Below are 14,154 nucleotides of genomic sequence, written 5' to 3'. Positions count from 1 at the left end.
AATTTAATTTATCAGCAAGATATACATGACGTATTTTCAAGGAGGAAAGAAATGAAAGGAATCTTAGGACGCAAAATTGGTATGACACAAGTTTTTGCTACCGATGGTAGATTAATACCAGTTACAGTAGTTGAAGTACAACCTAATGTTGTTTTACAAGTGTTAACTAAAGAAAAAAATGGTTATCAAGCACTTCAATTAGCTGTCGAAGATAAAAGAATTAACTTGGTTTCAAAACCAGACCAAGGACAATTTAAAAAAGCGAATACAACACCTAAGCGCTTCGTTAAAGAAATCAGAAATATGAATGGCTATAATTCTGGCGATATTATTAAAGCTGATATCTTTACTGCTGGGGAATTCGTTGATGTAACCGGAACTTCAAAAGGAAAAGGATTTGCAGGTTCAATTAAACGACATAACTATTCTCGTGGACCAATGGGTCATGGCTCAGGTTATCACCGTGGAGTTGGGTCAATGGGGCCAATTGCTCCAAACCGCATTTTAAAATCAAAAAAAATGCCAGGACATATGGGAACTGAAAAAGTAACAATTCAAAATTTAGAAGTAGTTGCCATTGATACTGTAAAAAATGCCTTATTAGTAAAAGGATCAATTCCGGGACCAAATAAACAGTTTGTAGTTATTAAAGAAACAATTAAAGGTTTAACCCCAAAGACACCAACAGAACTAATTAAAAGAACTGTTGATGCAAAAACACCAGAGCCCGAAATTAAAACAGAAAAACCAGTTGAAGTAGTTGCTGAAGCACCTGTTGAAGCAACACCAACAACTGATGCACCAGCATCAGTTGAAGAATAGTTTTGTAGAAAGGAATTTTAGAATGAAATTACAAGTACTTGATGCGAAGGGAAGTAGCATTAAAGAAATTAGTGTAAATGACACAGTTTGAGGAATTGAACCACATCAACAAGCAATGTTTGATGCTGTTATTGCGCAACAAGCCGCAATGCGTCAGGGTACACACAAAACTAAAACGAGAACTGAAGTATCTGGTGGGGGAAGAAAACCTTGAAGACAAAAAGGTACTGGTCGTGCTCGCCAGGGGTCAATTAGAGCACCACAATGAAAAGGAGGAGGGATCGTATTTGGTCCAACTCCAGAAAAAAATTATTTAAAACATGTTAACAAAAAAGTAAGAAGATTGGCAATTAAATCAGCGTTATCATTAAAAACACAAGATAAAAATTTAATGGTAATTGATCAATTTGGGATTGAACAACCTTCGACAAAAGCAATGATTGCAGTTTTAAATAATTTAAAAATTAATGATGAAAAATTATTAATTATTACAACAGAAGGTGATGAAGTTAACTTTAAATCATCACGTAATATTAAAAAAGTAAATATAATTACATCCGCTGGAATTAATATTTATGATTTATTAAATGCTGACAAATTATTAGTAACAGAACAAGCGGTTAAAGCAATTGAGGAGGTGTACGCATAATGCATATTACAAATGTTATTAAAAAACCAATTTTATCAGAAAAAACATATCGTAATATGGCTGATGGTGTTTACACTTTTGAAGTAGCGCGTACTGCTAACAAAGTTCAAATCAAAAAGGCTTTTGAAAAAATCTTTGAAGTAAAGGTTGAAAAAGTTAATGTTATTAATTATGACCCAAAAGAAAAGAAAATGGGAAAATTTGTCGGAGAAACAACGTATACAAAGCGTGCAATCATTAAATTAAAACCAGGAGAAAAATTAGATTTATTAGGAGAAGATAAATAATTCCAGGATACACTATCTGGGACTGTTTATTGGCGAAATAGGAGGATAAATAAGAATGCCAATTAAGAGTTTTAAACCAGTCACACCGAGTCGTCGTAATATGACAACGTTAGATTATTCCGTATTAACAACTGATCGTCCGGAAAAATCATTAGTTGAAACTCGGAAAAGACATGCTGGTCGTAATAACCAAGGAGTTATTACCACAAGACATAAAGGCGGCGGTCATAAAGTTAAATATCGAATTATTGACTTTAAACGAAATAAGGATGATGTTGTCGGAAAAATTGCCACAATTGAATATGACCCAAATCGTAATGCCTTTATTTGTTTAGTTAATTATGTTGATGGTGAAAAAAAATACATTTTAGCACCAAAAACAATTAAAGTTGGAATGCAAATTATTAGTGGTGAAAAAACTGATATTAAAGTTGGAAACTGCATGAAATTAAAAAACATTCCAGAAGGGACTGTGCTTCATAATTTAGAATTACGTCCTGGCAAAGGTGGACAATTAGCACGTTCAGCTGGTTCATCAGTTCAGTTACTAGGAAAAGATGAAGATGGTAAATATGTTACAATTCGGTTAACTTCTGGTGAAGTTCGCAAGGTTTTAGCTGAATGTCGAGCAACTATCGGTGAAGTCGGAAATGAAGATTATGGCTTAGTAAATTGAGGAAAAGCAGGGCGTAACCGTTGACGTGGAATTCGTCCAACTGTTCGTGGGTCAGTTATGAACCCGAATGATCACCCACATGGGGGAGGAGAAGGAAAAGCTCCTGTTGGGCGTAAAGCACCAATGACACCATGAGGTAAAAAAGCATTAGGAGTAAAAACTCGTAATAAGAAAAAAGCTTCAACTAAACTAATCGTTAGAAGACGTACTAAATAATCTTACTAATTAGGGTCGAAGCTGACTACAGTAGTTGAAAGTAAAGATTAAAGTTAGAGAGATTATTTAAAAGGAGGAACAACAATGTCACGAAGTCTAAAAAAAGGACCATTTGTTGATAAGCATTTACAAAAAAAAGTTGAAGCATTAAATGCAATAAATAAAAAAGAAGTTGTTAAGACTTGATCAAGAAGAAGCGTTATTTTCCCTGAATTTATTGGTCATACTTTTGCTGTACATAATGGAAAAGAGCACATTCCTGTTTATGTTACAGAAGATATGGTTGGTCATAAATTAGGAGAATTCTCACCAACGAGAAAATTTGGTGGCCATGGCGATGATAAGAAAAAGAAAAGATAATTAAATTCAGAAAGTGAGTATTATATAAATGGATGTAAGAGCAAACTTAAGAAGTATTCGAATATCGCCACGAAAAGTTAGATTGGTTACCGATTTAATTCGTAATAAAAAAGTGGGAGACGCAATAGTTATTCTTAACAACACAAACAAAAAATCATCAGTACCAGTTCAAAAATTAGTAAAGTCAGCAGTGGCAAACGCTGTTAACAATAATGGTTTGGACGCTGATCGTTTATTTATTAAAGAAATCTTCGTTAACGAAGGACCAACATTAAAACGATTTCGTCCTCGTGCCCACGGACGAGCATATGAAATTTTAAAGAGAACAAGTCACATCACAGTTACTGTTAGTGATGGGCAGCAATAAGAAAGGAAGATAACAAGATATGGGTCAAAAAGTTAGTCCAACTGGATTAAGAGTTGGAGTTATTAAAACATGAGATTCAAGATGATATGCTGAAAAGCAAGATTATGTGAATTGATTGCATCAAGATATCCAAATTAGAAAAGCTCTAATGAAAAAATTAAAAGGAGCTAGTGTTTCTAAAATTGAAATTGAACGAACAAAAAAAGAAATTGTTATCTTTATTAGAACTGCTCGTGTTGGTGTTGTCTTAGGGCAAGAAGGAAAAAACATCGCGGAATTAGTAAAACTAGTAAGAATTACAATTGGTGATCGTAAAATGGAAGTAAAAATTAATGTTGTGGAAATTAAAAACCCAGATACTGATGCACAATTAGTGGCAAATACCATTGCAGAACAAATCGTTAATCGTGCATCATTTAGAACTGTTCAAAAGTTAGCAATTAAAAAAGCTATGAAAGCTGGAGCAAAAGGAATTAAAACTTCTGTTGCAGGACGTTTAGGGGGAGTTGATATGGCTCGTACCGAAGGATATACGGAAGGGACAGTACCATTAGCTACTTTACGTAGTGATATTGATTATGCTTTGGCCGAAGCTTTGACCACTTATGGTCAAATCGGGGTTAAGGTTTGAATTTGTAAAGGTGAAATCTTAAGTAAAGATTTAGTTTCAACTAGTGATGAAAAGCCAAGATTTGAACGAAGAGATTTTGATCGTTCAAACAATAATCGTCGTGACTATCCACCAAAATCACAATCTGCTCCTAAGGAGGCAAAATAATGTTATTACCAAAAAGAACGAAATATCGTCGTCCACATCGGATTAAATACGAAGGAAAAGCAAAAGGGAATACTAAAGTTGATTTTGGAGAATTTGGATTACAATCACTAGACGGAGCATGAATTACAAATCGTCAAATTGAAGCAGCACGGATTGCTATGACTCGTTATATGAAACGTTGAGGAAAAGTTTGAATTCGAATTTTTCCGCATATGGCAAAAACTAAAAAACCATTAGAAGTACGGATGGGATCAGGAAAAGGTTCACCAGAAGAATGAGTAGCAGTAGTTAAAACGGGAACTGTGATGTTTGAAGTAGCGGGAGTTTCCGAAGAAACAGCTCGTGAAGCGTTACGTTTAGCAATGCACAAATTACCAGTGAGATGTAAGATTATAAAAAAAGGAGAAGAGTAAGATGAATGATTTAAACAAAAAATCAGTTGAAGAGTTAAAAAAACTGGAAGAAGAATCACGCGCTGAATTATTTGCTTTACGATTTCAATCAGCAATGGGGAACTTGGAAAAACCACATCGCATTGGTGAATTAAAAAAGCAAATTGCTCGGATTTTAACAATCTTATCTTCTCGTAAAAAAGCTGGTGAAAACACGGCAGTTAATGTCAAAATTAATTTAAGTGAAACATACGCTAAAATTGAAAAAGAATCACAAGAATTTGCAAAACAGCGTAAAGCTAAAATTGATCAAATGATGGCTGAACAACAAGCTTCAGAAGACAATATGGCAAGTTTGATGGATTTACCATTAGCTGATGCGATGCAAATCAGTGATGAAGCATCAAGTCCTGAGACAGCTACTTTAGCAGATGTTAAAAAACCAGCAGTGGTAAAAGCAGAGCCAGTAAAAGAAGTTTCTACAACGCCTGTTAAAAAACCAGCGGCTTCTGTGAAAGAAAGTAAACCAGCAGCTTCTGTGAAAGAAAGTAAATCAGCAGCTCCTGTGAAAGAAAGTAAACCAGCGGCTGAAAAAACACCAAAACCAGCTGCAAAAAAAGAAGCTGACAAAAAACCAGCAGCCTCTGTGGTAAAGAAAGAACCTGTTAAAGCAGCTCCAAAAGCAGCTCCAACAGTAGTTTCTAAAGCGCCAGTGGCAAAGAAAGAATCTGCTAAATCAGCAGACACAAAAGATGCTACTTTAAAATCTTTAATTAAAGAGAATGAAACAGCAAAAGCAGCAAGTAAACCAGCTGCACCAAAAACAAGCAGCAAATCAACAGTAACCGTTAAATCAGTTACTTCGGCAAAAGCGGAAATCGAAGTGCCAAAAGTAACAAAAAAAGCAACGGGGACTAATACTGTAAAGAAAGATGTGAAACTTAATGCTAAAGAAAAATTAGCAGCAATGAAGAGTTCAATCTCAATCGGAACTGCAAAAGGTCGCGGAACAGGTGTTAAAATTGATTTGGATTTAAAAGCAAAAGACCCAAAAGCATCAGAGTATACTTATGGGACAAATTGAAAAGAGAATCGTGATAAAATTTTAACTGCCGGAAAAACAACTAAAAAAGCCGATGATAAAACAACTACTAAGAAAGGTACAGGAAAAAAATAATGGAAAGAAATAGTCGAAAAGTGCTGCAAGGCCGTGTTATTTCGGATAAAAGCGAAAAAACAATTACTGTTTTAGTTGAAACATACAAAAATCACCCATTATATAAAAAACGTGTTAAATATTCAAAAAAATATTTAGCACACGATGAACAAGAACAAGCACATATTGGAGATAAGGTAAGTATTATGGAAACACGTCCCTTATCAAAAACTAAACACTTTCGTTTAATTGAAGTTATTGAAAAAGCAATTGGTTAATTAAGAAGAGGAAAAGAAAATGATCCAACAAGAATCAAGATTAAGAGTTGCCGATAACTCCGGAGCAAAAGAAGTGTTAGTAATTAAAAATTTGGGCGGTTCATGACGTAAGTTTACTAATATTGGGGATATTGTTGTATGTACCATTAAAAAAGCCACTCCCGGTGGAATTGTTAAAAAAGGGCAAGTTGTTAAAGCAGTTATTGTTCGCACAAAACGCGGATTAAAAAGAACCGATGGAACACAAATTCAATTTTCAGAAAATGCAGTAGTTTTAATTAAAGATGATAAAACACCACGGGGAACACGTATTTTTGGTCCAATTGCCCGTGAAGTTAAGGATGCTGGATTTGGAAAAATCGCATCATTAGCACCAGAAGTATTATAGGAGGCTAAGTTATGAGTAAAGTTAAATTTAAAAAGGGTGACTTAGTCAAAGTTGTAACGGGAAAACACAAGGGAACTGAAGGACCAATCATCCGTGTTTTACGTGAAAAAAGTCGTGTTGTCATTGAAGGAATTACTAACATTAAACATGTTAAACCTTCACAAGATAACACCGAAGGAGGAATCCAACAAGTTCCTGCTTCAATTCATATTTCAAATGTTGCATTAATTGATCCAAAGAACAAAAAAGAAATTACTAAAATTAGTTATCAAGTTGCTGATAATGGTAAAAAAGTTCGTATTGCTCGTAAATCGAAAGCCCATTTAGCTTAAAGAAAGGAATAATTATTAATAATGAATGTTAATTTAGAAAAAAAATATAAAGATGTAATTGTTAAAGAATTATTCAAAGAGCAAGGTTATCAGTCAATTATGCAAGTTCCTGTTGTTAAAAAAATTGTTGTTAACATGGGAGCTGGTGATGCAGCACAAAATAGTAAAGTCATTGAAGACATTACTAATGAATTAGCGTTAATTACTGGGTTACATCCAGTGGTTACCAAAGCAAAAGGTTCAATTGCCGCTTTCAAATTACGTGAAGGAATGCCAATTGGAGCGAAAGTTACTTTACGTGGTAAAAAAATGTATCAGTTTTTAGATAAATTAATTAATATTGCGTTACCACGAGTAAGAGATTTCCGTGGGGTTAGTGTTAATGCTTTTGATGGGCGTGGCAATTACACTCTAGGAATCAAAGAACAAATTATTTTTCCCGAAATTGATTATGATAAAGTTAAAAAAATTCGAGGAATGGATATCACAATTGTCACAAGTGCAACTAATAATAACGATGCTCAAGCATTATTAGGCAAAATGGGAATGCCATTTAAAAAATAGGAGGAAAGAAATATGGCCAAAAAATCATTAAAAGTTAAACAACAACGCCATCCAAAATTCAAGGTAAGAGGTTATACACGGTGCGGAAACTGTGGGCGACCTCATGCTGTGTTACGTAAATTTAATTTATGTCGTTTATGCTTTAGAAATTTAGCATACAAAGGACAAATTCCTGGGGTTAGAAAAGCTTCATGATAGAAAGAGAGACTAATTAATTATGATGATTGATACAATCGCTGATATGTTAACAAGAATTCGTAACGCTAACCAACGTTTACACAAAAGTGTGATTATGCCATCAAGTAAAATGAAGGTCAGAATTGCTGAGATTTTGAAAGAAGAAGGTTATGTTGAAGATTTTAAAGTATCAGGAGATGTGAAAAAAGAATTGAGTTTGACTTTAAAATATAAAGGAAAAACAAAAGTTATTTCAGGATTAAAAAGAATCTCAAAACCAGGATTAAGAGTTTATGTAACCGTTGAAAAAGTACCTCAAGTTTTAAATGGGATGGGAATTGCAATTATTTCAACCAGCCAAGGAATTATGACAGACAAAGCAGCAAAACATGCTCACTTAGGTGGGGAAGTTATTGCTTATGTTTGATAGCAAACTTTAAAGGAGAACAGAAAAATGTCTCGAATTGGTAATAGAGAGTTAAAAATTCCAGCGGGTGTTGAGGTAACAATTCAACCAAACAATGTTATTGTTAAAAGTACAAAAGGACAATTAGAACAAGCAATCCCAAGTGTTATTATTGTTAACACGAAAGATGGTATTGTGACAACAGAACGAGCAAATGATGTGAAACATAGTAAGCAATTACACGGAACCATTAATTCCTTAATTCAAGGAATGTTGGAAGGTGTTAGCAAAGGTTTCAAAAAAGAATTAGAAATCAATGGGGTTGGTTATCGTGCGGCTTTAGCTGGTGATAAATTAACCTTAAACTTAGGATATTCACATCCAATTGAGTATAAAATTCCAAAAGGAATTAATATTACTCTTCCGAAACCAACTCAAATTGTTGTTGAAGGAATTTCAAAACAATTAGTTGGGGAAGTAGCAGCTAACATTAGAAATTATCGTAAACCTGAACCTTACAAAGGAAAAGGGATTAAATACAAAGATGAACATATTATTCGTAAAGAAGGGAAATCTGCTGGTAAATAGCAGAGGAGAGGAAGAACAACAATGGCAAATTTACAAAGTCAAAGTCGAAGTGCAAAACGTAAAAAAAGACATTTCCGTGTTCGCGCTAAAATTAACGGTACTTCTGCAATCCCTCGTTTGAATGTGTTCAAATCGAATGGGCATTTCTATGCTCAATTAATTGATGATGTTAAGCAAACAACAATTGTTGCAGCCTCAACATTAAAAATGGCAGATTTAAAATCAACAAGCAATATTGCGGCGGCTGAAAAAGTCGGAACAGATATTGCAAAAAAAGCACTTGATAAAAAAGTTACAACGGTAGTATTTGATCGTGGTGGGTATTTATATCATGGTAAAGTAAAAGCATTTGCAGAAGCTGCGCGTAAAGCAGGATTGAAATTTTAAAAGGAGCAATAAGAAAATATGGCAGAGAATAAAACAGGTTTAACACCAAATACTGGTGCCTCAACACCATCACAACCACCAAAAGGCGATTTTTCACGAAATAATCCGCGTCAACCACATCAACGTTCAGAACGAAACTTTGATCGTCGTGGTGAGGATAATATGTTTGAAGAAAAAGTAGTAACAATTCGTCGTGTGACAAAAGTTACGAAGGGAGGACGACACTTCCGTTTTGCGGCAGTTGTTGTTATTGGTGATAAAAAAGGTCGTGTTGGGTTTGGAACTGGCAAAGCAAATGAAGTTCCTGATGCAATTAAAAAAGCAATTAAAGAAGCGAAAAAACAATTAGTAAAAGTGCCTTTAGTTGGAACAACAGTTCCCCATGAAATTATTGGTCATTTTGGCGCCGGAAAGGTTTTAATTAAACCTGCGCGCAAAGGAACTGGAGTTATTGCTGGGGGACCAGCTCGGGCAGTAATTGAATTAGCAGGTTTAGCAGATGTTTATACAAAATCATTAGGATCAAATACACCAATTAATATGATTAGAGCAACATTAGATGGTTTACATAAGTTAAGAACAGTTGATCAAATTGCAAAACTACGTGGTAAAACCCCAGAAGAATTGCAAGGATAAGAGGTAAGGAAGATGAAATTAAACGAATTACAATATAGCGAAGGAGCTCGTCATAGTAAGAAATGCTTAGGACGAGGAACTTCATCAGGACTTGGTAAAACTTCAGGGAAAGGTCATAAGGGGCAAAATGCTCGTACTGGTGGTGGAGTTCGCCCTGGTTTTGAAGGGGGACAAACGCCAATCTTTCGCCGTTTACCAAAAGTTGGGTTTACTAATATTTCAACAAAAACTTATACTTTATTAAACTTAAATGATTTAGAAAAACTAGGTTTAAATGACATTAACCATCAAACATTAGTTGCAAAAAAAGTGCTAAAAAATGAAAAAGAATTAATTAAAATCTTAGGGAATGGTACAATATCTAAGAGTGTTAATGTTAAAGTTAACAAAATTTCACAAACTGCAAAAGCAGCAATTGAAAAAGTTGGAGGAAAAGTGGAGGTAATATAGTGAAAACTAAGGCAAAAAAAAGAAAAACAACCCGTAAAAATGGTGATGTTGATATTGTTAAATCATCAAATTTCTTTGTTAAAAATAAAGATTTGATGAAACGAATTGGCTTTACCTTATTAGTTTTAGTTTTAATCCGCTTGGGAAGTTATTTAACAGTCCCAGGTGTTACAATTTCACAAAACTTCCAAGATCTATCAAACAATGATCAGTTCTTTAGTTTGATTTCGATGTTGGGAGGAGGAACACTAGGGAAGTTTTCTATCTTAGCTTTAGGAGTTTCACCATATATTACTGCTTCAATTATTGTTCAGTTATTATCAACCGATGTTATCCCTCCTCTATCGCGTTGAGCGAAGAGTGGGGAACGCGGTCGCAAAAAATTAGATCGTTTAACAAAATGATTAACAATTCCATTTGCAATTATGCAAGGAATTGCGACGATTTTCACTATGGCTAACCAAGGAATCATTTCGCCAAAATGAGATTCATCTGATTTTGGAACCGGAAGCCCAATTTTCTATTATTTATTAGTTCCAACCGCTTTAATTGCGGGAACAATGTTAATGTTATGATTAGCAGACCAAATGACAATTAAAGGAATTGGAAATGGGGTTTCGTTAATTATTTTTGCGGGGATTGTTGCGCAATTACCAAGTAATTTACAAACAACATTTAAGTTTTGAATTTCAGGACAAGAGGATATTAATTTATTATTTGATGGAATTTTAAAATTCTTAGTATATGTTGTAATGTTCTTGTTAGTTGTGTTGTTTGTTGTAATGTTAAATGAATCAGAACGTAAATTACCAATTCAGCAAACCGGAAGTGGGTTAGCATCGGGTGATGAAAATAATCGTCCCTTCTTACCCTTAAAAATTAATTCTGCAGGAGTTATTCCAGTAATTTTTGCCTCAGCATTGATTTCAGCGCCAATTACGGTCGCTCAAATTATTAGTGTTAGCAATCCAACGAATGGTTTTGTTCAATTTACGAATAATTACTTATCGTTTAGTACATGACCAGGAATTATTATTTATGCAGTGTGAACAATTTTATTTACGTTCTTGTATTCACAAGTTCAAATGAATCCCGAAAAGATTGCGGAGAATTTCCAGAAAGCCGGAACTTTTATTCCAGGGGTTCGTCCTGGGAAAGAAACAGAAAAATATATTAAAGGAACTATTAACCGTTTAAGTATTTTAGGGTCAGTCTTTTTAGCAGCAATTGCGATTTTACCATATGTTATTAGTAAGTTAACATCATTACCAAGTGCGTTAGCAATTGGGGGAACGGGGTTAATTATTATGGTTTCGGTTGCTTTAGAGACAATGCGTCAAGTTAAGGGTCGTATTACCCAACAAGCTTTTATTGACAAAAAGTCACAAAAGTTAGAAGATGAAACAAAAGATTCATACTTATGATAGAAAGCCAGAGAACAAACAATGCGAAACATTATTTTGTTAGGAGCACCAGGCAGCGGGAAAGGAACCCAGTCTGAGCATTTAGTAAAACAATTTGGCTTTACACATCTTTCAACGGGAAATATTATTCGCGATAACATTAACCGGAAAACACCATCAGGATTACTTTGCCAGCAGTATTCAGAACAAGGAAAGCTAGTTCCTGATGATCTTATGATTGAAATGGTTGAACAACATTTACAAACAATAAGTGGAGATTTAATTTGAGATGGTTTTCCAAGAACAATTACGCAAGCTGAAAAATTAGACCAGTTATTGCAAAAATTAAATAGTAAAATTGATCATACTTTATATTTTGAAATTGACGAAGGAAAATTGGTTGATCGCATTGTGGGACGTTTAACTTGTCCAACTTGTGGACGGACATATCATCGCACCGCGTTTCCACCAAAAGTACAATGAGTTTGTGATGATGATCAAACACCATTAGTACAACGGAAAGATGATAGCGAAGAAAAAATTAAAATTAGGTTAGCAGCTTATCAAAATGATACAGCACCTTTAGTGCAGTATTATTTAAATCAGCAAGTACTAACTGTTATTGATGCTGATATGGAAGGACATGCTGTATGAGATCAAATTATGGCAGTTCTAAAATAATGGGGATTGGAGGTAATAGATAAAATGGCCAAAACTGATTTATTAGAAGTACAAGGAACAATTTTAGAAGTATTACCAAATACAATGTTTAAGGTGAAACTAGAAAATGGGGCAGTTATTTTAGCTCACGTTTCGGGTAAAATCCGGATGAATTACATTCGCATTTTACCCGGGGATACAGTAGTTGTCGAAATGTCACCTTATGACTTAGAACGTGGGCGGATTATTTTTAGACATAAATAAGAAAAATAACAAAATAAAATTTTGGTAAAGGAGAATACACGATGAAAGTAAGATCATCAGTTAAAAAAATCTGCGACAAATGTCGTGTAATTAGAAGAAAAGGGCGTGTGATGATAATTTGTTCACAACCAAAACATAAACAACGACAAGGTTAAGAAAGGACGGGAAGAATATGGCACGTATTGGCGGAGTGGATATTCCAAATGATAAGCGCGTTGTAATTGCATTGACTTACATTTATGGAATTGGAAAACCACAATCACAAAAAATTTTAAAAGAAGCAAAAATATCAGAAGATATTCGGGTAAAAGATTTATCAGAAGATGAATTAACAACAATTAGGAATGAAATTGCAAAACTAAAAACCGAAGGTGACTTACGACGTGAAGTCGCTTTGAATATTAAACGTTTAATGGAAATTGGGAGTTACCGTGGGATGCGTCATCGTAAAAGTTTACCAGCGCGCGGACAATCTTCAAAGCAAAATGCACGTACGGTTAAAGGACCACGTAAAACAGTTGCTAACAAGAAAAAATAATAGATAAGGAGAATATTATGGCTGTTAAAAAATCAACGAATAAGAAAAAAGTTAAGAAAAATATCCTAAAAGGGATTGCACATATTCATTCAACTTTCAATAATACAATTGTTACAATTTCCGATGAAGCAGGTAATGTCATTTCATGATCATCAGCAGGAGCAATGGGTTTTAAGGGAAGCAAAAAATCAACCCCTTATGCTGCCCAAATGGTTGCTGAAGCTGCTGGTAAAGCAAGTCAAGAACACGGAATGAATAGTGTTCAAGTTGAAGTAAAAGGACCGGGTCCAGGGCGGGATGCTGCGGTTCGTAGTATTCAAGCAATTGGATTAGAAATTACTTCAATTAAAGATGTAACGCCAATTCCTCACAATGGGGCACGACCACCAAAAAGACCAAGAGGATAGGAGAAGGATTAGGCGATGAAACAATTTATTAGACCAGAATTTAAATTACAAGCAGAAGACAAAGCAAATAATTATGGAAAGTTTTTAGTAGAACCCTTAGAGCGCGGGTTTGGCGTAACATTGGGGAATGCCTTACGTCGAACATTGTTATCAGCAACACCGGGGGCCGCTGTTTTTGCAGTTCGCATTAAAGGGGCTTCGCATGAATTTACTGCTATTCCAGGGGTTGTTGAACATGTTACAAAAATAATTTTAAATATTAAGAATTTAGTATTAAAAATTAACCAAGATATTATTCCTGATGGTGAATCAGTAATCTTAAAGGTTGTTTCTTCAAAAGAAGGAGAAGTTTACGCGAAAGATTTAGTGGTCCCAACGGGAGTTGAAATTATTAATGGCAATTTGTTGTTAGCAACAATTGCTAAAGGTGGGGAATTAGAATTAGAATTACATGCGCGTAATTCTCGTGGTTATAAATCATTTACGGACAATAAAAAAGAAAAAAAATATGCGGATTTAATTGTAATTGATTCAAATTATTGTCCAATTCAACGTGTGGCATATAATGTTGAACCAACAAAAGTTGGAAAAAATGCCGATTTAGAAAAATTAGAATTAGAAATTCAAACAGATAGTTCAATTACACCAGTTAATGCGGTGGCAATGGCAGCAAAAGTTATTACTGAGCACCTAGAATTCTTTGTTAATTTAAACGAAGCAATTAAAGCAACACAAATTATTTCATCAGAAACTGAAACAGAAGAAGATGAATTAGATCGTAGTATTGATGAGTTAGAATTTACCCAACGTTCACAAAACTGTTTAAAAAGAGCAAAAATTGATACGCTCCGTGATTTAGTTTCAAAAACAGAAGACGAAATTCAAGATATTAGAAACTTAGGGAAAAAATCACTAACAGAAATTAAAGACAAAGTGGCGCAATTAGGTTTACACTTTCGTCGTGATTAGGAAG

26 protein-coding genes are annotated in these 14,154 nt (G+C 34.5%); all 26 read left to right on the top strand.

The features are described from left to right. Nucleotides 1-51 precede the first annotated feature (51 nt). The 26 genes from rplC to E7Y35_RS03145 all read left to right on the top strand — a co-directional run bounded on the left by rplC (nucleotide 52) and on the right by E7Y35_RS03145 (nucleotide 14,150). Nucleotides 52-822 carry a 50S ribosomal protein L3 gene (gene rplC, locus E7Y35_RS03270; RefSeq protein WP_283272920.1) on the top strand — a complete coding sequence of 257 codons (771 nt, stop codon included), beginning with the start codon at nucleotides 52-54 and terminating at the stop codon, nucleotides 820-822. A 22-nt stretch (nucleotides 823-844) separates the two neighbouring features. Then, nucleotides 845-1,471, top strand: a complete 627-nt coding sequence (gene rplD, locus E7Y35_RS03265) for a 50S ribosomal protein L4 (protein WP_283272919.1) — start codon at nucleotides 845-847, stop codon at nucleotides 1,469-1,471. Beyond that, nucleotides 1,471-1,758, top strand: coding sequence for a 50S ribosomal protein L23 (gene rplW, locus E7Y35_RS03260; RefSeq protein WP_070406459.1), 288 nt, complete (start codon nucleotides 1,471-1,473; stop codon nucleotides 1,756-1,758). The genes rplD and rplW overlap by 1 nt, the downstream gene beginning before the upstream one ends. A 55-nt stretch (nucleotides 1,759-1,813) precedes the next feature. Then, the gene (gene rplB, locus E7Y35_RS03255) at nucleotides 1,814-2,650 is read left to right on the top strand and encodes a 50S ribosomal protein L2 (RefSeq protein WP_283272918.1); all 837 of its coding nucleotides are present in this window, start codon (nucleotides 1,814-1,816) and stop codon (nucleotides 2,648-2,650) included. An 84-nt stretch (nucleotides 2,651-2,734) separates the two neighbouring features. Continuing rightward, nucleotides 2,735-3,010 (top strand): 30S ribosomal protein S19, encoded by a 276-nt coding sequence (gene rpsS / locus E7Y35_RS03250; RefSeq protein ID WP_283272917.1) that lies wholly within the window; start codon nucleotides 2,735-2,737, stop codon nucleotides 3,008-3,010. 28 nt (nucleotides 3,011-3,038) lie between these two features. After that, on the top strand, nucleotides 3,039-3,377 hold the full coding sequence (rplV, locus tag E7Y35_RS03245; RefSeq protein ID WP_004028427.1) for a 50S ribosomal protein L22: 339 nt from the start codon (nucleotides 3,039-3,041) through the stop codon (nucleotides 3,375-3,377). A 19-nt stretch (nucleotides 3,378-3,396) separates the two neighbouring features. After that, nucleotides 3,397-4,155: a 30S ribosomal protein S3 gene (rpsC, locus tag E7Y35_RS03240; protein ID WP_283272916.1), complete on the top strand. Its 759-nt coding sequence runs from the start codon at nucleotides 3,397-3,399 to the stop codon at nucleotides 4,153-4,155. Continuing rightward, nucleotides 4,155-4,568: a 50S ribosomal protein L16 gene (gene rplP, locus E7Y35_RS03235; RefSeq protein WP_283272915.1), complete on the top strand. Its 414-nt coding sequence runs from the start codon at nucleotides 4,155-4,157 to the stop codon at nucleotides 4,566-4,568. The genes rpsC and rplP overlap by 1 nt, the downstream gene beginning before the upstream one ends. Nucleotide 4,569: 1 nt before the next feature. Then, complete coding sequence (gene rpmC / locus E7Y35_RS03230) at nucleotides 4,570-5,724, top strand: 50S ribosomal protein L29 (protein WP_283272914.1); 1,155 nt, start codon at nucleotides 4,570-4,572, stop codon at nucleotides 5,722-5,724. Beyond that, nucleotides 5,721-5,981: a 30S ribosomal protein S17 gene (gene rpsQ, locus E7Y35_RS03225; protein WP_283272975.1), complete on the top strand. Its 261-nt coding sequence runs from the start codon at nucleotides 5,721-5,723 to the stop codon at nucleotides 5,979-5,981. Before rpmC ends, rpsQ begins: the two co-directional genes overlap by 4 nt. Before the next feature lie 19 nt (nucleotides 5,982-6,000). Beyond that, nucleotides 6,001-6,369, top strand: a complete 369-nt coding sequence (gene rplN, locus E7Y35_RS03220) for a 50S ribosomal protein L14 (RefSeq protein WP_283272913.1) — start codon at nucleotides 6,001-6,003, stop codon at nucleotides 6,367-6,369. An 11-nt stretch (nucleotides 6,370-6,380) separates the two neighbouring features. Beyond that, nucleotides 6,381-6,701 (top strand): 50S ribosomal protein L24, encoded by a 321-nt coding sequence (gene rplX, locus E7Y35_RS03215; protein WP_040092936.1) that lies wholly within the window; start codon nucleotides 6,381-6,383, stop codon nucleotides 6,699-6,701. Nucleotides 6,702-6,722: 21 nt separating this feature from the next. After that, a complete protein-coding gene (rplE, locus tag E7Y35_RS03210) occupies nucleotides 6,723-7,265 on the top strand; it encodes a 50S ribosomal protein L5 (protein ID WP_283272912.1) in 543 nt (180 codons plus the stop codon). Nucleotides 7,266-7,277: 12 nt separating this feature from the next. Further along, nucleotides 7,278-7,463, top strand: coding sequence for a type Z 30S ribosomal protein S14 (locus E7Y35_RS03205; RefSeq protein WP_283272911.1), 186 nt, complete (start codon nucleotides 7,278-7,280; stop codon nucleotides 7,461-7,463). A gap of 19 nt (nucleotides 7,464-7,482) precedes the next feature. After that, nucleotides 7,483-7,872 (top strand): 30S ribosomal protein S8, encoded by a 390-nt coding sequence (rpsH, locus tag E7Y35_RS03200; protein ID WP_349306601.1) that lies wholly within the window; start codon nucleotides 7,483-7,485, stop codon nucleotides 7,870-7,872. A 24-nt stretch (nucleotides 7,873-7,896) separates the two neighbouring features. Further along, nucleotides 7,897-8,436 (top strand): 50S ribosomal protein L6, encoded by a 540-nt coding sequence (rplF, locus tag E7Y35_RS03195; RefSeq protein ID WP_283272910.1) that lies wholly within the window; start codon nucleotides 7,897-7,899, stop codon nucleotides 8,434-8,436. A 21-nt stretch (nucleotides 8,437-8,457) separates the two neighbouring features. After that, nucleotides 8,458-8,823, top strand: a complete 366-nt coding sequence (gene rplR / locus E7Y35_RS03190; protein ID WP_283272909.1) for a 50S ribosomal protein L18 — start codon at nucleotides 8,458-8,460, stop codon at nucleotides 8,821-8,823. Between the two features lie 162 nt (nucleotides 8,824-8,985). After that, nucleotides 8,986-9,459, top strand: coding sequence for a 30S ribosomal protein S5 (gene rpsE, locus E7Y35_RS03185; RefSeq protein ID WP_283272973.1), 474 nt, complete (start codon nucleotides 8,986-8,988; stop codon nucleotides 9,457-9,459). 12 nt (nucleotides 9,460-9,471) lie between these two features. Beyond that, complete coding sequence (gene rplO, locus E7Y35_RS03180) at nucleotides 9,472-9,909, top strand: 50S ribosomal protein L15 (RefSeq protein WP_283272908.1); 438 nt, start codon at nucleotides 9,472-9,474, stop codon at nucleotides 9,907-9,909. After that, on the top strand, nucleotides 9,909-11,336 hold the full coding sequence (secY, locus tag E7Y35_RS03175; RefSeq protein WP_283272907.1) for a preprotein translocase subunit SecY: 1,428 nt from the start codon (nucleotides 9,909-9,911) through the stop codon (nucleotides 11,334-11,336). Before rplO ends, secY begins: the two co-directional genes overlap by 1 nt. Before the next feature lie 18 nt (nucleotides 11,337-11,354). Next, a complete protein-coding gene (locus E7Y35_RS03170; protein ID WP_283272906.1) occupies nucleotides 11,355-11,993 on the top strand; it encodes an adenylate kinase in 639 nt (212 codons plus the stop codon). Between the two features lie 24 nt (nucleotides 11,994-12,017). Next, on the top strand, nucleotides 12,018-12,236 hold the full coding sequence (gene infA, locus E7Y35_RS03165) for a translation initiation factor IF-1 (protein WP_283272905.1): 219 nt from the start codon (nucleotides 12,018-12,020) through the stop codon (nucleotides 12,234-12,236). A gap of 41 nt (nucleotides 12,237-12,277) precedes the next feature. Next, nucleotides 12,278-12,391 (top strand): 50S ribosomal protein L36, encoded by a 114-nt coding sequence (gene rpmJ, locus E7Y35_RS03160; RefSeq protein WP_004028447.1) that lies wholly within the window; start codon nucleotides 12,278-12,280, stop codon nucleotides 12,389-12,391. Between the two features lie 17 nt (nucleotides 12,392-12,408). Further along, complete coding sequence (rpsM, locus tag E7Y35_RS03155) at nucleotides 12,409-12,774, top strand: 30S ribosomal protein S13 (RefSeq protein WP_040092949.1); 366 nt, start codon at nucleotides 12,409-12,411, stop codon at nucleotides 12,772-12,774. 17 nt (nucleotides 12,775-12,791) lie between these two features. Continuing rightward, a complete protein-coding gene (gene rpsK / locus E7Y35_RS03150; RefSeq protein WP_283272904.1) occupies nucleotides 12,792-13,181 on the top strand; it encodes a 30S ribosomal protein S11 in 390 nt (129 codons plus the stop codon). 15 nt (nucleotides 13,182-13,196) lie between these two features. Next, the gene (locus E7Y35_RS03145; RefSeq protein ID WP_283272903.1) at nucleotides 13,197-14,150 is read left to right on the top strand and encodes a DNA-directed RNA polymerase subunit alpha; all 954 of its coding nucleotides are present in this window, start codon (nucleotides 13,197-13,199) and stop codon (nucleotides 14,148-14,150) included. Nucleotides 14,151-14,154: the final 4 nt, after the last annotated feature.

The sequence above is a fragment of the Spiroplasma sp. SV19 genome, assembly GCF_030060925.1.
Lineage (GTDB): Bacteria > Bacillota_I > Bacilli_A > Mycoplasmatales > Mycoplasmataceae > Spiroplasma.
This window is presented reverse-complemented; position numbering and strand designations above follow the sequence as displayed.